The organism is Streptomyces sp. CA-146814, assembly GCF_050942385.1.
In the GTDB taxonomy this organism is placed as follows: Bacteria; Actinomycetota; Actinomycetes; order Streptomycetales; family Streptomycetaceae; genus Streptomyces.
In genome coordinates, this window is record NZ_CP192068.1 from 775,001 (window position 1) to 797,561 (window position 22,561).

16 protein-coding genes are annotated in these 22,561 nt (G+C 73.1%); 8 read left to right on the plus strand and 8 right to left on the minus strand.

Annotation, left to right across the window (positions count from 1 at the left end):
• Positions 1 to 155 precede the first annotated feature (155 nt).
• On the plus strand, positions 156 to 605 hold the full coding sequence (locus ACQP09_RS03360) for a PTS sugar transporter subunit IIA (protein WP_432152475.1): 450 nt from the start codon (positions 156 to 158) through the stop codon (positions 603 to 605).
• 76 nt (positions 606 to 681) lie between these two features.
• Complete coding sequence (gene ptsP, locus ACQP09_RS03365) at positions 682 to 2,352, plus strand: phosphoenolpyruvate--protein phosphotransferase (protein WP_433395861.1); 1,671 nt, start codon at positions 682 to 684, stop codon at positions 2,350 to 2,352.
• Positions 2,353 to 2,426: 74 nt separating this feature from the next.
• Here the strand turns inward: ptsP and ACQP09_RS03370 are convergent, their stop codons facing one another.
• Positions 2,427 to 3,377, minus strand: coding sequence for a hypothetical protein (locus ACQP09_RS03370; RefSeq protein WP_433395863.1), 951 nt, complete (start codon positions 3,375 to 3,377; stop codon positions 2,427 to 2,429).
• 62 nt (positions 3,378 to 3,439) lie between these two features.
• Complete coding sequence (locus ACQP09_RS03375) at positions 3,440 to 5,419, minus strand: acetoacetate--CoA ligase (RefSeq protein WP_433395865.1); 1,980 nt, start codon at positions 5,417 to 5,419, stop codon at positions 3,440 to 3,442.
• A 214-nt stretch (positions 5,420 to 5,633) separates the two neighbouring features.
• Between ACQP09_RS03375 and ACQP09_RS03380 the strand changes: the two genes are divergently transcribed.
• A complete protein-coding gene (locus ACQP09_RS03380) occupies positions 5,634 to 7,994 on the plus strand; it encodes a glycoside hydrolase family 31 protein (RefSeq protein ID WP_433395866.1) in 2,361 nt (786 codons plus the stop codon).
• A 55-nt stretch (positions 7,995 to 8,049) separates the two neighbouring features.
• Here the strand turns inward: ACQP09_RS03380 and ACQP09_RS03385 are convergent, their stop codons facing one another.
• Positions 8,050 to 8,616 (minus strand): NUDIX domain-containing protein, encoded by a 567-nt coding sequence (locus ACQP09_RS03385; RefSeq protein WP_433395868.1) that lies wholly within the window; start codon positions 8,614 to 8,616, stop codon positions 8,050 to 8,052.
• A 60-nt stretch (positions 8,617 to 8,676) separates the two neighbouring features.
• Here ACQP09_RS03385 and ACQP09_RS03390 point away from each other — a divergent pair, with 60 nt between their 5' ends.
• The 4 genes from ACQP09_RS03390 (at position 8,677) to ACQP09_RS03405 (ending at position 11,769) form a co-directional block, all read left to right on the plus strand.
• Positions 8,677 to 9,513: a M15 family metallopeptidase gene (locus tag ACQP09_RS03390; RefSeq protein WP_433395870.1), complete on the plus strand. Its 837-nt coding sequence runs from the start codon at positions 8,677 to 8,679 to the stop codon at positions 9,511 to 9,513.
• A gap of 107 nt (positions 9,514 to 9,620) precedes the next feature.
• Positions 9,621 to 9,968: an Mpo1-like protein gene (locus ACQP09_RS03395; RefSeq protein ID WP_432152482.1), complete on the plus strand. Its 348-nt coding sequence runs from the start codon at positions 9,621 to 9,623 to the stop codon at positions 9,966 to 9,968.
• Between the two features lie 173 nt (positions 9,969 to 10,141).
• Complete coding sequence (locus tag ACQP09_RS03400; RefSeq protein ID WP_433406478.1) at positions 10,142 to 10,582, plus strand: Zn-ribbon domain-containing OB-fold protein; 441 nt, start codon at positions 10,142 to 10,144, stop codon at positions 10,580 to 10,582.
• A complete protein-coding gene (locus ACQP09_RS03405; protein WP_433395872.1) occupies positions 10,579 to 11,769 on the plus strand; it encodes a lipid-transfer protein in 1,191 nt (396 codons plus the stop codon). Before ACQP09_RS03400 ends, ACQP09_RS03405 begins: the two co-directional genes overlap by 4 nt.
• 153 nt (positions 11,770 to 11,922) lie before the next feature.
• Here ACQP09_RS03405 and ACQP09_RS03410 read toward each other — a convergent pair whose 3' ends face one another.
• From ACQP09_RS03410 to ACQP09_RS03425, 4 genes are all read right to left on the minus strand, one after another.
• Positions 11,923 to 12,531, minus strand: coding sequence for a GTP-binding protein (locus ACQP09_RS03410; RefSeq protein ID WP_432152485.1), 609 nt, complete (start codon positions 12,529 to 12,531; stop codon positions 11,923 to 11,925).
• A complete protein-coding gene (locus tag ACQP09_RS03415) occupies positions 12,512 to 12,904 on the minus strand; it encodes a DUF742 domain-containing protein (RefSeq protein WP_433406479.1) in 393 nt (130 codons plus the stop codon). The genes ACQP09_RS03410 and ACQP09_RS03415 overlap by 20 nt, the downstream gene beginning before the upstream one ends.
• A gap of 192 nt (positions 12,905 to 13,096) precedes the next feature.
• A complete protein-coding gene (locus tag ACQP09_RS03420; protein ID WP_432152486.1) occupies positions 13,097 to 13,540 on the minus strand; it encodes a roadblock/LC7 domain-containing protein in 444 nt (147 codons plus the stop codon).
• Positions 13,537 to 16,572 (minus strand): nitrate- and nitrite sensing domain-containing protein, encoded by a 3,036-nt coding sequence (locus tag ACQP09_RS03425; RefSeq protein ID WP_433395874.1) that lies wholly within the window; start codon positions 16,570 to 16,572, stop codon positions 13,537 to 13,539. Before ACQP09_RS03425 ends, ACQP09_RS03420 begins: the two co-directional genes overlap by 4 nt.
• A 507-nt stretch (positions 16,573 to 17,079) precedes the next feature.
• On the opposite strand from ACQP09_RS03425, the gene ACQP09_RS03430 reads away from it, so the two are divergent.
• Positions 17,080 to 17,610, plus strand: a complete 531-nt coding sequence (locus tag ACQP09_RS03430; RefSeq protein ID WP_433395876.1) for a hypothetical protein — start codon at positions 17,080 to 17,082, stop codon at positions 17,608 to 17,610.
• A gap of 132 nt (positions 17,611 to 17,742) precedes the next feature.
• Here ACQP09_RS03430 and ACQP09_RS03435 read toward each other — a convergent pair whose 3' ends face one another.
• Entirely contained in the window at positions 17,743 to 22,515 is a 4,773-nt protein-coding gene (locus ACQP09_RS03435; RefSeq protein ID WP_433395878.1) for a hypothetical protein, read from the minus strand.
• Positions 22,516 to 22,561: the final 46 nt, after the last annotated feature.

Here is a 22,561-nt window from a genome sequence, read left to right on the forward strand (position 1 = left end):
CGAGGCAAATCGCTTGCGGTGTACCCCTAGGCCTGTCAACCGGGCGGTCTCGGGCGGAACCGGGACTTCATATGACTTACTCTGCTGAGCAGTACGCCGTCCCCACATCAGCCGCGGCGGCGACACCTGAATCTCCACCCCCTGGGAGGCTCCCCATGACCAACGTGACGTCCCCTCTTGCTGGACGCGCCATCGGACTCACCGCGGTTCCCGACCCGGTCTTCTCCGGCGCGATGGTCGGTCCCGGCACCGCCATCGACCCCGTACGTGAGCCCTCCGAGGCCGTATCCCCCGTCGACGGCATCGTCGTCTCCCTGCATCCCCACGCGTTCGTCGTCGTCGACGCCGACGGGCACGGGGTTCTGACGCACCTCGGTATCGACACCGTCCAGCTCAACGGCGAGGGCTTCGAGCTTCTCGTCAACAAGGGGGACACGGTGACCCGGGGCCAGAGCATCGTGCGCTGGGACCCGGTCGGCGTCGAGGCGGCCGGCAAGTCACCCATCTGCCCGATCGTGGCCCTGGAGGCCACCGCCGAGTCGCTCTCCGATGTCCGTGAGGACGGGGACGTGAAGGTCGGCGACACGCTGTTCGGCTGGCAGTAGCGCCTTGGGCGCAGTGACGGGCCAGTTGCACAACCACCGCGGTGACACGGTCACCGCACAACCGGAGACGGGTGAAATGGAGACAACGCTGCGAGGCGTCGGCGTGAGCCACGGTGTGGCCATCGGCGAGGTTCGGCACATGGGTACGGCGGTGCTGGAGCCGCCCGCCAAATCGATTCCCACCGAGGAGGCCGGGCGCGAACAGGGGCGCGCCCGCCAGGCGGTGGAGGCCGTGGCCGCCGATCTGATCGCGCGCGGCAATCTGGCGGGCGGTGAGGCACAGCATGTGCTCGAGGCGCAGGCCATGATGGCGCAGGACCCCGAGCTGATGTCCGATGTCGAGCGGCGCATCGCCGTGGGCAGCACCGCCGAGCGGGCGGTGTACGACGCGTTCGCCGCGTACCGGGCGCTCCTCGCCAACGCCGGTGAGTACCTCGCCGGACGGGTCGCCGACCTCGACGACGTACGGAACCGGATCGTGGCGCGGCTGCTCGGGGTTCCGATGCCGGGTGTGCCGGACAGCGACGAGCCGTACGTGCTGATCGCGCGTGACCTGGCTCCGGCCGACACCGCGCTGCTCGACCCGACGCTGGTGCTCGGTTTCGTGACCGAGGAGGGCGGGCCGACCAGTCACAGCGCGATTCTCGCGCGGGCGCTCGGTGTGCCGGCCGTGGTGGCTCTGCCAGGTGCCGGTGAGCTGGCCGAGGGCACGGTCGTGGCGGTGGACGGCAGCACGGGCGAGATCTTCGTCGACCCGAGTAGGGAGAAGCGGGCCGAGATGGAGGCCGCCGCTGCCGCTCGTAAGGCGGCGCTGTCCTCTGCGACCGGTCCCGGTGCCACGTCGGACGGGCACAAGGTGCCGTTGCTCGCCAATGTCGGCGGTCCGGGCGATGTGCCCGCGGCGGTCGAGGCGGGGGCCGAGGGTGTGGGGCTGTTCCGTACCGAGTTCCTCTTCCTGGACGACAGCAAGCAGGCTCCTTCCGAGGAGAAGCAGGTTGCTGCCTACCGTGCGGTGCTGGAGGCGTTCCCCGAGGGGCGTGTCGTCGTCCGCGTGCTGGACGCCGGTGCCGACAAGCCGCTGGCCTTCCTGACGCCGGCCGACGAGCCGAACCCGGCGCTCGGAGTGCGGGGGCTGCGGAGCCTGCTGGACCACCCGGAGGTACTGCGTACCCAGCTGACCGCGCTGGCGAAGGCGGCCGAGGGTCTGCCGGTGTACTTGGAGGTCATGGCGCCCATGGTGGCCGACCGCATCGACGCCAAGGCGTTCGCGGACGCGTGCCGTGAGGCGGGGCTGCAGGCGAAGTTCGGCGCGATGGTGGAGATTCCGTCCGCCGCTCTGCGGGCGCGGTCGATCCTCCAGGAGGTCGAGTTCCTGTCGCTGGGCACCAACGACCTGGCGCAGTACACCTTCGCCGCCGACCGTCAGGTGGGCGCGGTGTCGCGGCTCCAGGACCCGTGGCAGCCGGCGCTGCTGGATCTGGTGGCGCTGTCCGCCGAGGCCGCTCGTGCCGAGGGCAAGAGCTGTGGTGTCTGTGGTGAGGCCGCCGCGGATCCGCTGCTGGCCTGTGTGCTGACCGGTCTGGGTGTCACCTCGCTCTCGATGGGTGCCGCGTCCATTCCTTATGTGCGCGCCACGCTGGCCAAGTACACGCTGGCCCAGTGCGAGCGTGCGGCCAACGCCGCCCGTTCGGCCGACTCCGCCGACGAGGCGCGCAGCGCCGCTCAGGCTGTGCTGTCCGGCGAGTAGGCAGGGCAGGAAACGCAGGTTCGGGAGGGGCTTCCCGCCGTGTGGCGGGGAGCCCCTCCTGCTGTGTGCGTGCGTCAGCGGTGTGGTTCTGCCGGGTCGGCTCCGATGTCGAATCCCGCGCAGTACTCCACGCCGGATTCCGGGGAGACGGGCTCTCCGGTCTCGGCGTCGGTGCAGTAGGCGTTGAAGACCTCGCCCGCGGTGAGCGGGGCGAGGGCGCCGTACGCCAGTCGCCAGCCGTGGACGCGGTCCGGGCTGTCGGGGGTGCTGGTCCGGAGCACCACTCCCCCGGGTGCCTCCAGGGCGATGGCCACGGCGAGCACGGTGGCGAACTCCGCTCCTTCCGACGTGTCGAGGCGGGCCGGGCCGGTGGTGTCGCGGTGGGTGTGGAGCACCGCCAGGAGCTGGTCGTTCTCCGTGGGGGTGGAGCAGACCAGGTGGTGGGTGCCCGGTCCGGCCGTCTCCAGCAGGCGGGTCAGGAGGTGGGAGGCCCGGTCGAAGGCGGCCCGTCCGATGTCCTGGCCGCAGTCCACGCAGGCTCCGAGGTCGGCGAGGAGGAGGGTGGCGTACTCCCAGGTGGCCTGGCGGACCGCGCGGGAGACGAGGAGCGGGATGAGGTCGGTGAGGCGTTGGCCGGTGTAGGCGATCGTGGCTCCGGCGGCGGCGATCTCGGCGGTGAAGCGGCTGCGGCTGGCGCCGGTGTCCGCGTCGAGTCCGGACTCCGCGCAGAAATCGGCGTAGTCCTCCGGGTCGAAGAGGGCGACCGTGGTGTGCATGCCCTGGGCGGCCAGCGACTTGAGCAGGCCTTCGACCTGGTGCAGGTAGACGGTGTGGTCGTCGAAGGGGAAGGTGCCGTAGCGGCGCATGGCCGCGAAGTCCTGCGCGTCGACCAGGAGGCCGACGGTGCTGGGGGCTTCGCGGCGCAGTGTGCGTCGCAGGGTGGTGCCGTGTCGTGTGGTGCCGTGTTTCGAGCTGCGTTTGGTGTTCGGCTTGATGGTGCGCTTGGTGTTTTCCTGCTGCGCCATGTGTCCCCCTGTGCGCGGTGAATCCTTGCTCACTCAGCGTAATCAGGGGGACTGACAATCGGTCAGCGACGGCGGCTCGCGGCCAGTTCGGCGTAGAAGTGGAGCAGGTCGAGGTTGTCGACCGAGCCCGGGTTGACCGCCTTGGCGAGTTCGGTGCCCTGGAGCAGGCGCTTGACCGGCACTTCGATGCGCTTGCCGGTGAGGGTGTGCGGGATGGCGGGGACCGCGATGACCTCGTCCGGTACGTGGCGCGGGGAGAGGTTCTCGCGGATGGTCGCCTTGATGGCCGCGCGGAGGTCGTCGTCGAGGGTGGCGCCTTCGGCGAGGTGGACGAAGAGCGGCATCCAGTAGCCGCCGTCGGGCTCTTCGAGGCCGATGACGAGGGACTCGCGGATCTCGGGGAGCCGTTCGACGGCCTCGTAGATGTCGGCGGAGCCCATGCGGACGCCCTGGCGGTTCAGGGTGGAGTCGGAGCGGCCGTGGATGATCACCGAGCCGTGGTCGGTGATGGTGATCCAGTCGCCGTGGCGCCAGACGCCGGGGTACATGTCGAAGTAGCTGTCGTGGTAGCGGCTGCCGTCGGGGTCGTTCCAGAAGCGGATCGGCATGGACGGGAGGGGGTTGGTGACGACCAGTTCGCCGACCTCGTTGGTCAGCGGCTTGCCGGACGGGTCCCAGGACTGGAGGTCGGTGCCGAGGCACGGGGCCTGGAGTTCGCCGATGTGGACCGGGAGGGTGGGGACGGCTCCGGCGAAGCAGCTGCACACGTCGGTGCCGCCGCTGACGGAGGCGATCCAGAGGTCCTCGGCCACCTCGTCGTGGAGCCAGCGGAAGCCGTCGGGCGGGAGGGGTGAGCCGGTGGTGGCGACGCACTGGATGCGGGAGAGGTCGAAGTCGCGGCCCGGGTGGATGTCGGCCTTGCGGCAGGCCATGACGTAGGCGGCGGAGGTGCCGTAGAGCGTGGCGCCGGTCTGTTCGGCGATCCGCCACTGGGCGCTGACGTCCGGGTGGCCGGGGCTGCCGTCGTACAGGACGACGGTGGTGCCGGTGAGGAGGCCGGAGACGAGGAAGTTCCACATCATCCAGCCGGTGGAGGTGTACCAGAAGAAGCGGTCCTCGGGGCCGAGGTCGCAGTGCAGGCCGAGCTGCTTGAAGTGTTCGAGCAGGATGCCGCCCTGGGACTGGACGATGGCCTTGGGCAGGCCGGTGGTGCCGGAGGAGTAGAGGACCCAGAGCGGGTGGTCGAAGGGGACCTGTTCGAAGACCGGCTCGGTGTCGGCGGCGGTGAGGGCCGCCCAGGCGAGGGCGCCTTCGGGGGCATCGGTGCCGAGCAGCGGGATGTGGACGACGGCGCGGAGGGTGGGCAGCTCGCGGCGGAGTTCGGCGACGGTCTCCGTACGGTCGTGCTCCTTGCCGCCGTAGCGGTAGCCGTCGACGGTGAAGAGGACGACGGGTTCGATCTGCTGGAACCGGTCGAGGACGCTGCGGGCGCCGAAGTCGGGGGCGCAGGAGGTCCAGACGCCGCCGACGGCCGCGGTGGCGAGGAAGGCGACGACGGCCTGCGGGATGTTGGGGAGGTAGCCGCTGACCCGGTCGCCGGGGGTGACGCCGAGGGCGCGGAGTTCGGCGGCGAGTGCGCCGACCTGGCGGCGGAGGTCGGACCAGCTGATGGGGACCTGGGTGTGGGTCTCGTCGACGTACAGGAGGGCGGGGCTGTCGGCGCGGGCCGGGTCCTCGGCGGTGCGCAGCGCGTGTTCGGCGTAGTTGAGGGTGGCGCCGGGGAACCAGGTGGCGCCGGGCATGGTGCGGTCGCCGATGACGCTCTCGTACGGGGTGGAGAAGCGGATGTCGAACCACTCGGCGACGGCCTGCCAGAAGGTGTCGAGCTCGTCGACGGACCAGCGGTGCAGGGCCTCGTACCCGCCCTCGGCCGGGGCTCCGAAGCGGCTCGCGGCCCAGCTCTGGAAGCGGGTCACGGCCGCGGCCTCGATGCGCTCGGGGCTGGGCTGCCAGAGGGGGGCGTCGGGCGTGGCTGCGGTCATGGGGCGGCTCCCTGGCTGGACGGGTACGCGGGTGGCGTGTCGGCGCGCACGGGCTGGGGTGTGCGCGTGAGCGGCTGACACGGACGATGCCATGTGATCGTCTTCGGCACCAGGGTGGCCCGGCGTGATGCGGGCTGCGATTCCTCTGCGAGGACGGGTGAACGGCAGTTGAACGGGAGGTTCTGCGGTCCTGGCGGGTGGCAGGGTGTGCGCCATGGACGGTCGTGACCTGGTGCGTCGGGTGAGGTTGGTCGGTTCGGTACGGGGGCTGCGGACGGTGCTCGCGGCCTGGCGGCGCCGGTCGGCGGACGCGCGTGCGCTGCCTCCGCGCGGTGCGGAGCGGGCCCGGGTGCCCGGTGCTCTGGTGGGGGCGGAGCCGGAGCCCGGCGGGGGTGTGGTGCGGTTCGCCCGTTCGGAGTTGCGGGTCCGGGTGGCGGTGGGCGGTGCAGTGTTCTGGGCGTGGGACGGGGCCGATCCGCTGCCGTCGTACGCGTTGGCGGGTGAGGTGCCGGGGCCGGATCCGCGGGCGGTGCTGGAGCCGGGCCAGGACGGTGGCTGGCAGGTGGTCTCGGAGCGGCTGACGGTGATCGTGTCGCGTACGGGGGCGGTGGAGCTGCGGACGCCGGGCGGGGTGCTGCTGCGGCGGGAGCTGCCGCCGCGCTGGTGGGAGCCGGTGGGCGGCGGCGCGGTGCGGTGGGTGCAGCGGTCGGAGGTGCCGGCGGACGCGCGGTTCTTCGGGCTGGGCGGGCGGGCGTCGGGGCCCCGGCTGCGGGACGGGGCGTACGGGCTGTGGAACACCGATCCGGGCGGGCGGTTCGGTCCGGGGGACGATCCGCTGTATCTGACGATGCCGGTGCAGGTGGTGGTGTCGGACGCGGGCACGCATCTGGCGTTCCACGACAACACCTGGTCGGGCCGGGTGGTGGTGCGCGAGGGCGAGGAGGGCGCGGGCTCGGGGCATGACCGGCCGGGGACCTGTGAGGTGCGGATGGAGGGTGGTCCGCTGCGGTGCTGGGTGGTGGCGGGGACGCCGGCCCGGGTGCTGCGCGGGTGGACGGCGTTGACGGGTGCGCCGGCGGTGCCGCCGTCGTGGGCGCTGGGGCCGCAACACGCGCGGTGGGGGTTCGGCAGTGAGCGGGAGGTGCGGCGGGTGGTGGCCGGGTACCGCGAACGGGGGCTTCCGCTCTCCGTGCTGCATCTGGACATCGACCACTACGACCGGCACCGGGTGTTCACCGTCGACCGGGCCCGGTTCCCGGCGCTGCCCGAGCTGGCGAAGGAGCTGCGTGACGAGGGCGTACGGCTGGTGTCGATCGTGGATCCGGCGGTGAAGGCGGCGCCGGGCGACGCGGTGTTCGACGCGGGCGTGGCGCTCGGGGAGCGTGGGGCGTACGTCCGGGACGCGCGGGGGCGGGTGGTGGTGGGCGAGGTGTGGCCCGGGGCTTGCGTCTATCCGGACTTCACTGATCCGGTTGTGCGGGAATGGTGGGGATCTCTGTACGAGGAGCGGCTTGCCCAGGGCTTCTCGGGGGTCTGGCACGACATGAACGAGCCGGTCTCGTTCACCGCGTTCGGCGACCCGTCGCTGCCGCGCTCGGCCCGGCACGTCCTGGAGGGCGCGGGCGGCGACCATCGCGAGGCGCACAACGTGTACGGGCTGGCGATGGCGCGCGCCGGATACGAGGGGCTGCTGCGGCTGCGTCCCGAGGAGCGACCGTTCCTGTTCTCGCGGTCGGGGTGGGCGGGGATGCAGAGGTACGGGGGCACCTGGTCCGGTGATGTGTCGACCGGGTGGCCGGGGCTGCGGGCCTCGCTCTCGCTGGTCCTGGGACTCGGGCTGTGCGGGGTGCCGTACTCGGGGCCGGATGTGGGCGGGTTCGACGGGTTCCCGTCGCCGGAGCTGTATCTGCGGTGGTTCCAGCTGGGCGCGTACCTGCCGTTGTTCCGGACGCATGCGGCGATCGACGCGGGGCGGCGGGAGCCGTGGGAGTTCGGGCCCGAGGTGCTGGAGCACGCGCGGGCGGCGCTGGTGGAGCGGGAGCGGCTGCACCCCTATTTCGTGATGCTCTCGCACGTGGCGCGGCTGTCGGGGGCGCCTTATGTGCGGCCGGTGTGGTGGGCGGCGCCGGGTGACCGGGCGTTGCGCGGGTGCGAGGACGCGTTCCTGCTGGGTGATGCGCTGCTGGTGGCGCCGGTGATGGAGGCCGGTGCGGAGCGGCGGGTGGTGCGGCTGCCGCGGGGGCGCTGGTACGACACGGTGACCGGGCGGGCGCACGAGGGGCCGGGGCCGGTGGTGGTGGACGCGCCGCTCTCCCGCATTCCGGTGCTGGCGCGGGCGGGCGCGGTCCTTCCGGTGCGGGACGCGGACGGGGAGCTGGAGCTGGAGGTGTGGGCGCCGGCTCCTGGGCGTACCGGAGGCGGTCTGGTGGTCCGGGATCCGGGTGACGGGTGGGCGGAGGCCGAGGTCGAGCGGTATGTGTCGCGGTGGGAGGGGGACCGCGTGGTGGTGGAGCGGGACGGTGCGGCGGGGGGCCCGGTGGGGCTTCCGGTGCGGGTTCGGGGGGTGGAGGGGTAGGGGGCGCTTCGGGGAGGCGCGTTCGGCGGACCCTCTGGGGCGGAGTCCGTACGCCTCAGCTGTAGCGGCCCGCGAACCAGGCGTTCGCCGCCTCCGTGTGCAGCGGGAACGTCAGTGGGCGGGGCGCGTACAGGATCTCGTAACCCGAGGTCTCGTCGGTGGGGACGGAGGGCGGCAGGCTTGTCAGGGGGCGTGGCGGGAGGAGTCCGAAGACCAGGAGGTGGCCGGCGGTGTCGCTGAGGGCATCGGCCAGGCGGACGTCCTGTGCTGCGGCCTCGATCCCGGTCTCCTCACGCAGTTCGCGCACGACCGCCTGGCGCCAGTCCTCGGTGTGGTCGACGAAGCCGCCGGGCAGCGCCGTGCCGCCCTTGCGCGGCTCGATGGTGCGGGTGATGACGACGAGTCCGGTCGCGCTGGGGCCGGTCACGGGGAGCAGGGCTACGGCGACCGGGAGCGGATTGCGGTAGGCGGTGGCGCCGCAGCGCGGGCAGGTGCGGGGCCAGGCGCCGGGGGCGGTGAGGGCGGTGTACGGGGCTCCGCAGGTGGAGCAGTGGGAGTCCCTGACGTACGGGGTCGGCTGCCGACCGGTCGTCGGGGCGGGGCTGCTGGTGGGCTCGGACACGGGCGGACTGTATCCGATCGTCCTTTCGCCGGGGGCGGGAAGCTGGTGGACGATGTGGTCATGACAGGAATGCGTACCGCTCTCCGCGCCCTGGCCACTGCCGGAGCCGCTCTGCTTGCCGTCACGGCCGCCGCCCCCGCCCCGGCACAGGCCCGGCCCGGATCCGCTTCGGCACAGGCCCGTCCCGAACCCAAGGCGCCCGACGGGTTCGTGGCGTTGCGGTCGGTGGACCCGACGATCATTCAGGAGATGCGCTACACCACGGCCCACACCTTCCTCGGCGAGCGCGTCGACGGCTATCGGCAGCCCCTCTGCATCCTCACCCGGCCCGCCGCCCGTGCTCTGCATCAGGCGCAGAAGCGGCTGCTGCGGCAGGGCTACTCACTGAAGGTCTACGACTGTTACCGGCCGCAGCGGGCGGTCGACCATTTCGTGCGATGGGCGAAGGATCTCGACGACCAGTCCATAAAGGCGGAGTTCTATCCGCTGGTCGACAAGTCCCGTCTCTTCGCGGACGGTTACATCGCGGAGAAGTCCGGGCACAGCAGGGGCAGCACGGTGGATCTGACCCTGGTCCGGCTGCCGGCTCTGCCGACCAGACCGTACCGACCGGGCGAACGGCTGACGCCCTGCTTCGCGCCGCAGGGCGGGCGGTTCCCCGACAACTCGGTGGACATGGGCACCGGTTACGACTGTTTCGACACCCTGTCGCACACCGATGATCCCCGGATCCAGGGGAAGCAGCGGGCCAACCGGCAGTTCCTGAAACGGACGTTGACCGAGGTGGGGTTCGTCAACCTGCCCGAGGAGTGGTGGCACTTCACCCACAAGCCCGAGCTGTTCCCGGACACCTACTTCGACTTTCCGGTGGACCGCGGGTCGGTAGGCAGGCCCTGAAAGGAACGGGCGACCGGGACCACCCCCGTGGGCTCCGGCCGCCCGTTCTTCCTTTCGGACGCGAAAGGGGCGTGTTCGGTTGCCGATCGGGCCGCTACGGTGCCCGTATGTCACAACAGACGTTCGATTCGTACGAGGAATTCTGGCCCTACTACGTCGCGATGCACTCCCGTGCCGCCACCCGCTGGGTCCATCTGACCGGCACGCTCACCGGCCTCGCGATCACGGCCTACGGGCTGGCGCGGGGGCGGAAGCGATACCTGGCGGCGCTGCCGCTGATCGGGTACGGCACGGCCTGGCCCGCGCACTTCCTGATCGAGAAGAACAACCCGGCGACGTTCGGGCATCCTGCGTGGTCGCTGCGCGGGGACGCGCAGATGATCGGGATGATGCTGAGCGGCCGGGACGCCGAGCTGGCGGAGACCGCGGCCAAGTGGCTGGCCGAGAACGGCTGAGCCGCGCGCGGAGGGGGTCTCGTGGCCGCGTACGGAGCGGCTCGCCTGGCCGCGTACGGAGCGGCCTCCGTGGCCGCCCCCCTCGCCGGGGGCGGTCCCCCCGTGGCACACTTCTGACGTTCCGTCAGATTCAGTGTCGGGGAGGGGCTTTGCCGCGTACGCGCATACCCGTGGTGGCCGGTTGGTTCACCGAGGGCACCGTTGAGGAGGAGTTCCGGCTGCTGGGCACCCGGTGCTCGGGCTGCCGGTCGGTCCACTTCCCCCGCGAGGACGGCCACTGCCGCAACCCGGGCTGCTCGGGCGGGGAGTTGGAGGAGGTGCCGCTGTCGCAGCGGGGCACGGTGTGGTCCTGCACCGACGGGCGCTACCGGCCCCCTCCGCCGTACGTCAGCGATCCCGCGGTGCCCTGGGTGCCGTACACGCTGGTCGCCGTGGAGCTGGCGGCCGAGCGCATGGTGGTGCTGGGACAGGCCGCGCCCGGGGTGGGCGTGGACGATCTGCCCGTCGGGTCGGTGGTGGAGGTGGTGCCGGGCGTCCTGGGCGAGGATCCGGTGACCGGCACCGTACACACGACGTGGAACTGGCGGCCCGTGGTGGCGGAGGCGCTGTCGTGAGCGGCGATGTGGCCGTGCTCGGGGCCGGGATGCATCCGTGGGGCAAGTGGGGGCGCGGCTTCGTCACGTACGGGCGTGCCGCCGCGCGCGCCGCCCTCGACGACGCGGGCATCGGGTGGCCCGAGGTGGGGTCGGTGGTCGGCGCGCAGACGGTCCGGGGCGGGTACCCGGGGTATGTGGCCGGGGCGACGTTCGCGCGGGCGCTGGGGTGGCAGGGGGCGCGGGTGGCGTCCGTGTACGCCGCGTGTGCGTCCGGGGCGCAGGCGATCGACACCGCGCGGGCCCAGATCCTGGCCGGGATGGCGGACGTGGTCCTGGTGGTGGGGGCGGACGCGGCGCCCAAGGGGTTCTTCGCCCCGGCGGGCGGGGAGCGGCCGGACGACCCGGACTGGCTGCGCTTCCGGGTGCTCGGAGCGACGAACCCGGCGTACTTCGGGCTCTACGCGCGGCGCCGGATGGCCCTGTACGGGGATACGCCGGAGGACTTCGCGCTGGTCAAGGTGAAGAACGCCGCGGCGGGGGTGGTGAACACGTACGCCCGCTACCGAACTCCGGTGACAGCGGAGGAAGTTGCCGCCTCGCCCGTTGTCGCCGATCCACTGCGACTGCTGGACATCTGCGCCACCTCCGACGGGGCCGCCGCGCTGGTGCTGTGCAGCCTGGAGTTCGCGCGGCGGCGCGGAGTGGCCGATCCGGTGCGGATCCGGGCCGTCTCCACCGTGACACCGACCTTCCCCCGGACCGAACTCGACCTGCCGGACATCGGCACCGACTCGGCGGTCGCCGTGGAGCCGTCACCGGAGAGCTTCCGGCGCTCGATCGCCCGGGCCGCGTACGAGGAGGCGGGGATCGGGCCGGAGGATCTGTCGCTGGCGGAGGTCTACGACCTGTCCACCGCACTGGAGTTGGAGTGGTACGAGGACATCGGGCTCTGCGGTCCGGGTGAGGGCGCGAAGCTCGTACGGGAGGGGGTCACCGCACCGGGCGGCCGGATCCCGGTCAACGTGAGCGGCGGGCTGGCCTCGTTCGGCGAGGCGGTGCCGGCACAGGCGATCGCCCAGGTGTGTGAGCTGACGTGGCAGTTGCGCGGCCGGGCCGGGCAGCGCCAGGTGCCTGGGGCCAGGGTGGGCATCACGGCGAACCAAGGGCTGTTCGGACACGGTTCGGCGGTGGTGGCCGTTCGGTGAGATCGCCGCGAACACCTTTTGCCTGTACATGACTTGACGGCTCGTCATCGCCGCAGAACACTCACAGCCCGGTCCGCCGGACGGCGTGCGGCCCGTACCCCTGTCGGCGGGGGTGCGGGCCGCACGCGTACGACCGCAGGACCGCAGGACCCGTCAGGTGGCGATGGGCGCGCGGTCCCGGGCCGCGCGCTCCAAGGCGTGCTCGACGACCGCGATGAGGACGTCACGTACCGAGGCACGGTCCCGTGCGTCGCACAGCAGCACCGGTACCTCGGGGTCGAGATCGAGAGCGGCCTGCACGGTCTCGGCGGGGAACTGCCCGGCTCCGTCGAAGCAGTTGACGGCCACGGTGAACGGGATCCGGCGGCGCTCGAAGTAGTCGACCGCCGCGAAGCAGTCCTCCAGACGGCGGGTGTCGGCGAGGACGACCGCGCCGAGAGCGCCTTGGGCCAGCTCGTCCCAGAGGAACCAGAAGCGGTCCTGGCCCGGCGTGCCGAAGAGGTAGAGGACCAGGTCCTCGCGGACCGTGATCCGGCCGAAGTCCATCGCGACCGTGGTGGTGGTCTTGGCCTCGACGCCCGCCAGGTCGTCCACCGGGCGGCCCGCCTCACTGAGGCGTTCCTCCGTGCGCAGCGGTCTGATCTCGCTGACCGCGCCGACCGCGGTCGTCTTGCCGACGCCGAACCCTCCCGCCACCAGGATCTTGAGGGTGACGGGCTCGACGGGCCGCTGCTTGACGCGGCTAGAGCGCCCGAAGGCCATTGATTACCTCGCGAAGAATGTTCACGTCCGGCAGTTCGGCCGGCGGAACGGGTCGGGTGACGTGCACCAGTTCGTCCTCGACGAGATCGCCGACCAGGACCCGTACCACCCCTACCGGGAGGTCGAGTCCGGCGGCGAGCTCGGCGATCGACTGGGGCGCGTCGCTGCAGAGTTCGACGATCGTGACGTGTTCGGGCGCGAGCGTCTGGTCCCGGCCGGGGTCCTCGGCGGCCGGTTCGGGCACGACGAGTGCGATCAGGTCGAGCCGGTGCCGGGAGGCGCTGCTAGTGCGCCCCCGGGTCATGGCGTACGGACGGACCACCGGCCCGGCCTCCGCGTCGTACCACCGCGAGGACTGGGGGTCGGTGGTGATCGCGTCCGGGGGTCCGGGGGCGGTGGATCCGGGGGCGGCGGCTCCGGATCCCCAGGGCTCCGAGCCGGTGGGCTCGGGGCCCGTGGGGCCGGAATCCGTGGAACCGGGATCCGTGGAACCGAAGTTCGTGGAGCCGGAATCCGTGGAGCCGGGGTTCGTGCCCCGGGGGGAGTCAGCGCTCATGCCCGGCCCTCACCCTCCGGCGGGCAGACCGGTCGTCCGTGGGGCGTTGGCCAGGTGGGCCCCCACGCGCTTGACCATCAGCGTCATCTCGTACGCCACCTGGCCCACGTCGGAGTCCGCGTCGGCCAGGACGGCGAGACAGCTGCCGTCGCCCGCCGCGGTCACGAAGAGGAACGCCTCGTCCAGCTCGACGACGGTCTGGCGCACCCGGCCCGCGTCGAAGTGGTGGCCCACGCCCTTGGCGAGGCTGTGGAACCCGGAGGCGACGGCGGCGAGATGCTCGCTGTCCTCGCGGGTCAGGTCGGCCGAGGCGCCGGTGGCCAGGCCGTCGCTGGAGAGCACCAGCGCCTTGCGGATGCTGGCGACGCGCTGGACGAGTTCGTCGAGCAGCCAGTTCAGTTCGCCCGAGCCGTGGCGTGCGGGGTTGGATGCTGCGGCGTTCGGTGCGGTCATCGACCGTCCCCTCCCGGAGTGGTTCCTGGTGCTGTTCCCTCGGGGCCGGCGGCGTCCTGTGCGTCCTCGGCGTTCTGCCGACGACCGCGCTGCCAGCCACGCTGGAGTGAAGCCATGCGGTTGCGTACCTCGTCCGCGTCACGGTCGTAGTCGTCGGCCGTGTCCACGGGCGCCCGGTGCGGAGTCCGGTCGGCGGACTCCTCACGGAGCTGGGGGGCGAGGCTGGCCTGCCGGACCCGCCGGGGCAGGCCGCCCACGGTGTCGGGGGCGGTGTCGCGCCGGGCCTCGGTGGTGCGGGGTGGTGCGGGGGTGGTGGGTGGTTCTGAGGTGTGCGGTGGTTCTGAGGTGTGCGGTGGTTCGTGTGTGGTGGGCGGTGCCGGTGTGCGCTGTGCGGCGCGGGCGGCCCACGAGGTGGTGTGCGCTACCGGGCCGGTCGGGGTGCGGGGTGCGGTCGTGGACGGCTCGGCGGAGGTGTCGGTGTCGGTGGCCTCCGGGGCCTGGTCGTCCACGCGGCGGCCGCGGTCGGTGACCAGGGTCGGCGGGGTGCGGCGCGGCAGCGGTACGGGGCCCGTGGGACGCATCGGGCGGACCTCGGCGGTGGGGCCTTCGCCGTGGTCGCGGGCCTGCTGGTGCTGTTCGCGGTCGGCGGCCCGGCGGGCGTCACCGGCGTCGCCGCGGCGGAACCTGTCGGTGTCGGCGTCCTCGCGGCGCGAGCTCAGGGTGTCGTCGCGGCGCGAGCTCAGGGTGTCGTCGCGGCGCGGGTCCCGGCCGTCCTCGCGGCGCAGGTCGCGGGCGCGGAAGATGCCGCCGCGCTCGCTCTCGGTGTCCTCCAGGTCGGAGACGCCGTCGAGCACCGACCCGAGGGCCGGATCGAGGGCCGGGTCCGAGGCGCGGTCCAGCGGGTCGCCGGCCAGGTCCAGGAGTCCGACCGGGCCTTCGAGTTCCACGGGGCCGTCGAGCACCGCCGGTCCGGTGAGGCCGGTCGGGACCGGCGAGAGGACGGCGGAGCGGCCGTTCGTCCTGCGGTCGCCGCCCGGTGCGGTGCCGGCGGCGGACGAGGCGTCGCCGTTGGTGCGGCCGCTGCCGATCGCCCGCTCGGCCCGGCGATCGAGGCGGAAGCCGGTGCCGTGGGTGTCGGGGGCCTCGGTGAGGAGGGCGGCCGGGATGAACACGACCGCGGTGGTGCCTCCGTACGGCGATTTCTGCAGGGAGACCCGGACGTTCTGGCGCTGGGCGAGCCGGCTCACCACGAAGAGGCCGAGGCGGTCGGTGTCGGAGAGCTCGAAGTCGGGGGTCTCGGCGAGCCGGAGGTTGGCGTCGAGCAGGACTTCGGGGGGCATGCCGAGGCCGCGGTCGTGGATTTCGAGGGTGAAGCCGTTGGAGACGCGCTCGCCGTGCACCTGGACCGCGGTGTGCGGCGGCGAGAAGACGGTGGCGTTCTCCAGGAGTTCGGCGATGAGGTGGGTGAGGTCGGCGACGGCGGGGCCGCCCACGCCGATCCGGGGCAGCCGCCGGACCTCGATGCGTTCGTAGTCCTCGACCTCGGCGACGGCGGCCCGGACCACGTCCATGAGCTGGATGGGCTTGCGCCACTGGCGGGAGGGGGCGGCGCCGGAGAGGATCACGAGCCCTTCGGCGTGACGGCGCATGCGGGTGGTGAGGTGGTCGAGGCGGAACAGGTCGGCCAGTTCGTCGCTGTTCTCGGTGCGGCGCTCCATGGTGTCCAGCAGGGTCAGCTGGCGGTGGAGGAGGACCTGGTTGCGGCGGGCGAGGTTGACGAAGACCTCGGAGACGCCGCGGCGCATGTCGGCCTGCTTGACCGCGGCCTCGACGGCGGCGCGCTGGAGGGTGTTGAGCGCCTGGCCGACCTGGCCGATCTCGTCGCGCTCGTAGGTGAGGTGCGGGGCTTCGGTCTCGACGTCGACCTGTTCGCCGGCGGCCAGGCGGCGCATGACGCTCGGCAGGCGTACGCCGGAGACCTCGTGGGCGTCCTTGCGGAGCCGGGAGAGGTCGCGGACGAGCTCGCGGCCGATCCGTACGGAGACGAAGATCGAGACGATCAGGGCCAGGAAGCCGAGGACTCCGGCGATTCCGGCCTGGGCGAGGACCCGGTATCCGGCCGGTTCCGCGCGGTCCTGGAAGCGGTCACCCATCTCCGTGGAGTCGTCGGCCAGTCGGTCGAGGACGGGCGGCGCCGCCTGCTGCCACCGGTCGGTGTCGACGGCGCCTTGGCGCTTGGTGGGTCCGGCGGCGATCAGTGCGTCCTCGGCGGTGCGCAGCGGTTCGGCGTCCGGGCTGCTCCAGAACTGCTCGACGCGGCGGCGCTCGGCGGCGGGGAGGTTTTCGAGGCTGACCTCGTAGAGCAGCTCGCGCTGGGCCACGAGGCCGGATATCTGGCGGAGTTCGGCGGTGGTGAAGCGGCCCGCGACGAGGCTGGAGGCGACCAGCGCGTCTTCGCGCGACAACATCTCGCGGGCCCGGGATATCCCGACCAGCGCCCGCATCTGCTTGTCCAGCGAGCCGTTCTCCGTGGTGTGGAGGCCGTTGAGGAAACGGTACGCCGGGTCGACGAGGCCGTTGTAGAAGTCCAGCGCCTTCGCCCGGCCGATGGTGCGCTTCTCGACCGATTCGCGCAGCGAGCCCAGGCCGTCGACAGCGCTGAGGATCGCGTCGAGCCGGGTGCGGGCCTCGGCGTCGAGCGCCTCGCGGACGTCGTTCTGCCGGGCGCTGTCCCTGACCTCGGCCACGACCCGGTCGGTGTCGGCACGCTGGCTCAGCAGGAGCGGCAGGGCGTCGGAGGCGCGGGGGTCGGCCAGGAAGACCAGGGTCTGCCGCCGTTCGGCCTGCACGACCCGGACCGCTTCCTCCAGCGGTCCGGCGACCTTGTCGACGGAGGTGCTGACGCTCATCAGCTCGGTCGCCTGGCGGCCGGTGACGTAGGTGGCGAGGACCCAGAGACCCGTGAGGGAGACGAGCGGCACCAGCAGCAACGCCACGATCTTCCTGCGGATGGACTTCCCGCGAAAGCGCATGGCCTCCCCCAGATCGGCCCCGCACCGCGGGGGTGGTCTTCTCCCGGTCGTCCCTCGACCCTGCCCCGACGTTCGCCGTGCGTACACCGGCGCGCATCGGTCCGACGCGGGCGAGGTCCGTCCTGCGTCAATAAACGGCGCGAGCCTACTACTGACACAGAGACAACTCGAAGACACGTCCGGATGATTTTCAGCCGTCCGGCCAGGATTTGATCATGAGTTGTCCCGGTATTCCCGGAGATGAAATTCGCGAAAGCGACAGAGGATCCCCACCGATCCCCTGAGGGCGGGCCCGGATCAGTTGGCTGGAATTATTCGTTCCGTAGCCTTCTGTGGCCCTGCGGTGGCTTTCAGCGGGAATCTTCGGAGCGGGTGGTTCGTCCATATGTACGGGGTAGACGCAGGGCGGGAGCGCGCGCGGCGGTACGGAGCCCATCCGCCCGCGTAGAACCGGCGCAAGCCGGGCAGCCACCCTGAAGTCGGACAGTGGTGGGGAGTTGAAGGACCTTGAGCACGCAGGAGCGCGGACGCGCCGGAGCACCGGTGTCACCGGTGACACCGGTCGGCACCGCGAGGACGGACGCCGGGGACGGGGCGCGGGTTCCGCGGCAGTTGACGGACGCCGGGGACGAGGCGCGGATTCCGCGGCAGTTGTGGGTGGAGGAGCCGGCCAGGAAGCGGCGGATGCCGGATGCGGTGCGGACGGCGGCGGTGCGCGCCGTCCTCGTCATGGCGCTGACGATCATCCAGGCGGTGATCGCCTTCCTGTGCACGCTGGCCGGTTCCTGGCTGGCCTTCCCGATGGTGCTCAGCAGTGTGGCCAGCACGGTGGTCGCCACTTGGGCGGTGCTGGACGTCTGGGTCACCCGGCAGGTGTGGAACCAGCGGCACGGCGTGGTGTCGGAGCCGAGCAGCACCGCCCGGCAGATGCGCCGGGAGCGGCGGCGGGCCCAGCGGGCGGCGCGAGCGGCCGAGCGGGACGAGGCGGGCGGCAGGATATCCGGCCGCCGGAGCGCCGGCGACCTCTCCCGGGCGTGACCCCGGCCCGCGGGACCGGTTTCTCACCGGGCCCGCGGGGGCCGGACGTTATGCCTCCGGCCGGGCCTGCGACTGCGGCCGGGCCTGCGACTGCTGAGCCGGTTGCGGCTAGGCCTGCAATTGCTGAGCTGGTTACGGCTGCGGGGCCGACGGCGTCGTCTGCTGGGTTCTCCGCTTGAACATGCGGGTCGCCGTGATCTCGCCGTGGACCGTCTCGCCGTCCGGGTCCTGCTGCGGCAGTCCGGGGCGCAGGTGCTCCTCCACGCTGATGTATTTCAGCCCGGCCCTGAGGTCGGCGTCGTTGCGCAAGCGGATGACGAGCGGGAATTCGGCGAGCGCGGTCGTGTCGAAGAGGCCGGTCGTGTAGAGCAGCTGCACGCCGAGCGCGTCGGAGACCGCACGCTGGAGCTCCAGCAGATACGTGGCGTTGGCGCGGCCGATCGGGTTGTCCAGGAACAACGTGCCCGCGTGCCGGTGGCGGTCGCGGCCCCGGTCGTTGCTGCGCAGCGCCGCCATCGTGCAGTACAGGGCGATGGCGGCGGTGAGCAGCTGGCCGCCGGAGAAGACGTCGCCCATCTGACCGACGGGCACGCGTTCGGCGCGGAGCACGGCGTCCGGCTTGAGGATCTCCACCGCGATGCCCTTGGGCCGCAGCGCCGCCTCGACGCCCCGCAGCAGCAGGGACATGCCGTCCCGGCGCAGGTCGGAGTTCTTCTTGAGGGCGGCGTGCGTCGCTTCGTCGATGACCTCGCCGAGGCGCTCGGTGAGAGTGGCCTGGTCCGGCTCCTCGAAGCGGATCCGGAGGAACTCCTGCCCCGACCACTCCCCCAGTCCTTCCGGGAGCTGGGAGAGCCGCTGGGCGGAGCGGAGGGTGGCGAGGGCGGACTCGACCAGGCCGCGCAGCCGGTCGACGATGGAGTCGCGGTTGCGCTCCAGTTGGACCAGCTCGTCGGTCAGGACGCGCAGCCGGGGCGCGAAGGCGTCGGCCCACTTCTGCGCGTGCTCCGGCAGCGCGGAGGCGGGCAGTTCGCGGATCTGCTGGCGGGCCGGGGTGCGGACCTGCTCGTAGCGGGTGGAGTTGGCGTGCCGTACGAGGATGTCGCTCGCTTCCCGTACGGCGCTCTCGGCGGCCGAGAGGTCGGTGGAGCAGCCGCGCAGGGAGCGGCGGGCCTCGGCGGCGGAGTGCCGGGCCTCCTCCAGCGTGCCGGGATACGGGTCGGGGCCTTCGGTGCCGTCCTCCGTACCGTGGTCGCGGAGCAGGTCGCGCAGGAGGGCCGCCGTCTCGTCGAAGCCGCCTGCCGAGTCCTCGGCGGTGCGGTGGGCGTGGAGCAGCTCGCTGTGGGCGGCGCGGGCGGTGTCCAGGGCGGCGGTGGCGGAGGCCAGTTCGCCGGTGGCCGTACGGAGGAGGGTCTGGGCCTGCTCGGCGTCGGCCGGGACCAGCTCGTCGGGCAGCTCGGTGTGGTGCGGCGTCTCGTCGTCGGGGGCGAGCCGCTCGGCCTCGCCCCGGTACCGGCCCAGCTGCTCGCTGGCGGTGGAGGCCCGCGTCTCCAGCAGTTGTACGTGGGATTCGGCACGGGCCGCCGCCGCCTGGCGGGAGGGGCCGTCGGCTCCGTCGGTGCCTTCCAGGAGCTGTGCGGCTCGGGTGCGGACCTTGTTGGTGAGGCGGTCCAGCTCGGCGAGGGCGGCGCTCTCGTCGCTCTCGGCGCGGGCCTGTTCGGCGCGCAGGTCGGCGCCGACGCCGACCTTCTCGTACAGCTGGGAGGCGGCCCGGTAGGCCTCGCGGAGGGTGGGCAGCGCGGTGCGGGGCTTGGTCTCGTCGGGCTCCGGGAGGCTCTCCGGGGCGCCGGCGATCTCGGCGCGCTCGGCCCGCAGGGCGCGGGCGGTGCGGCGGGCGTCGTCGCCGGCGCGCTGGGCGGCGCGGCGGTCCTCGTCGGCGGAGCGGGCCAGGTCCAGGCAGACGGCGGCGCGGGCCTCGGACTCGGCGGCCTCGTCGACCAGTTCGCGGAGCCGGACCTGCCAGCGGGCCCGCTCCCGCAGCCGGTGGGCGAGTCCGGCCAGCGCGTCGGCGACCCGGCGGGCGCGCTGGGCGGCCTCTTGGCGCTCCTCGCGGACCCGGGCGGTGTCGGCGGCGACCTCGTCGGCCTCGGCGCGGGCGGTGCGGGCCTCGGCGAGGACCGCTTCGGCGCTCTCGGCGGCCGTACGGGCGGTGGCGGCGGCCTCGGCCAGCTCGGCGAGCATGCCGGGCGGGCAGTCGGCGCGCCAGGAGCCGATGCGGGAGGCGAGGGCCCGGTCGGCCGAGAGGCGGGCGGCGAGCGTGCGGATGTCCTCGTCGCGGGCGGCGGCGCGGGAGCGCAGGGCGTGGCGCTCCTCGTCGGCGGCGTGCTCGTCGTGCATGGCCGGGTTCGGCGGGACGAGGAAGACGCCGTCGTGCTGCGCGTCGGAGCCGGTGCCGGGGTCCGGGACCGGGGCGAGGAGAGCGGCGGCGGTACCGACGGCGACGGCCGAGCGCGGCAGCAGAGCGGCGGAGCCGAGGACTTCGCGGGCGCGGGTGTGGGCGTCGGGGTCGGTGATGACGACGCCGTCGACCAGCTCCGGGCGGGCGGCGAGGACGGCGGCGTGGTCGGCCGGGTCGACGGCCTGGGCGAGGTAGCGCCAGCCGGGCAGGGCCGGGATGCCGTGCTCGCCCAGGTACTCCACGGTGGCCAGGACGTCGGGGCCGGGCGGCAGCAGCCCGCCTTCGCCGAGCGCGCCGAGGATGCGGGCGTCGTCGGCGGCGGCGGTGCGCAGGTCGAAGAGGCGGCGCTCGGCGGCGGTGACGGACTGGTCGAGCAGCTCGCGCAGTTCGTCGGCGCTGCGGTCGAACTCCTGGGCGGTGAGCGGCTGGTGGGGCGTCGTGGGCTGGTCGGCAAGGGCGACCGCGCCTTCCGGGGCTGCCTCGGTGGCGCCTTGAGGGCCGGCCGCGGTGCCGTCGCCCTGGGGGCCGGTACGGGCGGTGTCCCGCTGCGCCCCGCCCGGCGTCTCCTCGCCCGCTCCCCTCCGCGGGTGCGGGACGCCCGTGCCCGTGGGCAGGCCGAGCAGGTCGGCGAGGCGCGGGTCGGCGGCGATGGATTCGGCGGCCCTGAGCTCGTCCTCGTAACTCTGCTCGGCCGCCTTGGCTCCGTCGGCGGCGCGGGCAGCGGTCAGCTCGGCGCGGCTCTCGGCGGCGGCCGCCTCGCGGGCCTGGTCGGCCGCGGTGCGGGCGGCCTCGCGGGCGGTGTCCCAGGCGGCGACGGCGGACTGTTCGGCGTCGCTGGCGGCCAGGGCGGCGCGGGCCGGGTCGGCGTCGGGCGCGGTGTTGTCGAGCCAGCCGGCCTGGACCGCCTCGGAGGTCTCCTGCTCGACCTCGGCGAGGCGCTGGCGCAGGTGGCCGGCCTCGCTGCGGGCGCGCTGGGCCTCGGTGGCGGCGACCGTGGCGTCGCGGTGGGCGCGTTCGCCGGTGGCCTGGAGGGTCTCGGAGCGCTCCTCCTGCTCGTTGGCGACGCGCTCACCGTCCTCGGCGGCGGTGTGCAGCGCCCGTACGAGGTCGGCGGCGGCGGTGGCGCGGGCGGCGAGTGCGGGGGCCGCGTCGCGCTCGGCCTCGCGGATGGCGGCGGCGACCCTGGCGGAGCGGTCGGCGGCGGCGCGGTGGCGGAGGACGGCCTCGGCGGCCTGCCAGGCGGCGTGCAGCGTACGGGCCTCGGCCAGCTCCTTGCGTCCGGCGGCGGCGCTCTTCTCGGCGCCGGCCAGGGCCAGGGAGGCATGGCGGTAGGCGAGTTCGGCGGCGATGAGGGAGCGGTGGCCCCGGCTGGACTCGGCCTCGGTGACGGTGTGCGCGGCGGCGGTGACCCGCTCGGCCAGCTCGGCGGTGCGGCCGCGCTCCTCGGCGGCGCGGGCGCTCAGGCGGCGGGCGAGCGTACGGGTGCGGCGCTCGGCGGCGGCGTGGATGTCGCGGCTGCGGGCGCGGGTCTCGGTCGCTTCGACGATCCGGCCGAGGAGGTCGACGGAGCCCGCGGTGAAGTCGCGTTCGGCGGTCAGCTCGGCGCGGCGGCCCAGCTTGTTGCCGAAGCCGCTGACCAGGTCGGCGAGGCCGTCGGTGTCGCGGGTGTCGGTGACGGCGCGGAGCAGCAGGTCGGTGAAGTCGGAGTCCTTCTTGACCGCGAAGAGTCCGGCGGCCTCACCTTCGTCGGCGTTCATCTCGCGCTGGTAGCGGAAGAGTTCGGGGTCGAGTCCGAGGTCGCCGAGGTGCTCGTTCCAGCGGTCGTGGATCTCTTCCCAGTGCACGTCGAGGTGCTGGTAGAACTTGCCCGCGTCCACCAGCGCGTCGCGGAACCCCTTCATCGTGCGGCGCCTGCCCCGCGCCCCGGAGACCCCTTCGGCGGGCCGCCCGACGGCGGTGGCCTCCGCGACGGGCAGGCTGTCCAGGCTGAGCCCGGGGCCGGGCCGGAAGGAGTACCAGGCCTCCGCGAACTTCCTCGGGTCGTTGGAGACCTGCCGCCCGCGCCACTCGCTGACCTTGCCGACGACGACGCATTCGCCGGTGAGCGTGTGCTGCCACTCCAGGGCGACATGGCCGCAGTCGTCGGCGAGCAGGAACTTGCGGAGCACGCCGGAGCTGGCGCCGCCGAGGGTGTTGCGGTGGCCGGGGAGCATCACCGAGAAGATCAGCTTCAGCAGGACGGACTTGCCGCCGCCGTTCTCCAGGAAGAGCACGCCCGCCGGAGCGGGCCGGCGCGGCGGGCCGACCGGCTCGTCCTCGAAGAACTCCGCCTGCGCGGGAGCCGGGTTGGGGACGGGTTCGCCGACGCCGCGCAGGTCGAGGACGGTGTCGGCGTAGCGCGCACCGGCAGGCCCGATGGAGTAGAGGCGGACCCGGGACAACTCGTACATGGCGGCGGACTCTCGTCGTTCGGAGAAGCGGTGGCGGAGCTGGGCG

Bases quoted from the DNA above. Each gene is read 5' to 3' on its own strand.
- ACQP09_RS03360 (WP_432152475.1), top strand. From the start codon at position 156: ATGACCAACGTGACGTCCCCTCTTGCTGGACGCGCCATCGGACTCACC.
- ptsP (WP_433395861.1), top strand. From the start codon at position 682: ATGGAGACAACGCTGCGAGGCGTCGGCGTGAGCCACGGTGTGGCCATC.
- ACQP09_RS03370 (WP_433395863.1), bottom strand. From the start codon at position 3,377: ATGGCGCAGCAGGAAAACACCAAGCGCACCATCAAGCCGAACACCAAA.
- ACQP09_RS03375 (WP_433395865.1), bottom strand. From the start codon at position 5,419: ATGACCGCAGCCACGCCCGACGCCCCCCTCTGGCAGCCCAGCCCCGAG.
- ACQP09_RS03380 (WP_433395866.1), top strand. From the start codon at position 5,634: ATGGACGGTCGTGACCTGGTGCGTCGGGTGAGGTTGGTCGGTTCGGTA.
- ACQP09_RS03390 (WP_433395870.1), top strand. From the start codon at position 8,677: ATGACAGGAATGCGTACCGCTCTCCGCGCCCTGGCCACTGCCGGAGCC.
- ACQP09_RS03395 (WP_432152482.1), top strand. From the start codon at position 9,621: ATGTCACAACAGACGTTCGATTCGTACGAGGAATTCTGGCCCTACTAC.
- ACQP09_RS03410 (WP_432152485.1), bottom strand. From the start codon at position 12,531: ATGGCCTTCGGGCGCTCTAGCCGCGTCAAGCAGCGGCCCGTCGAGCCC.
- ACQP09_RS03420 (WP_432152486.1), bottom strand. From the start codon at position 13,540: ATGACCGCACCGAACGCCGCAGCATCCAACCCCGCACGCCACGGCTCG.
- ACQP09_RS03425 (WP_433395874.1), bottom strand. From the start codon at position 16,572: ATGCGCTTTCGCGGGAAGTCCATCCGCAGGAAGATCGTGGCGTTGCTG.
- ACQP09_RS03435 (WP_433395878.1), bottom strand. From the start codon at position 22,515: ATGTACGAGTTGTCCCGGGTCCGCCTCTACTCCATCGGGCCTGCCGGT.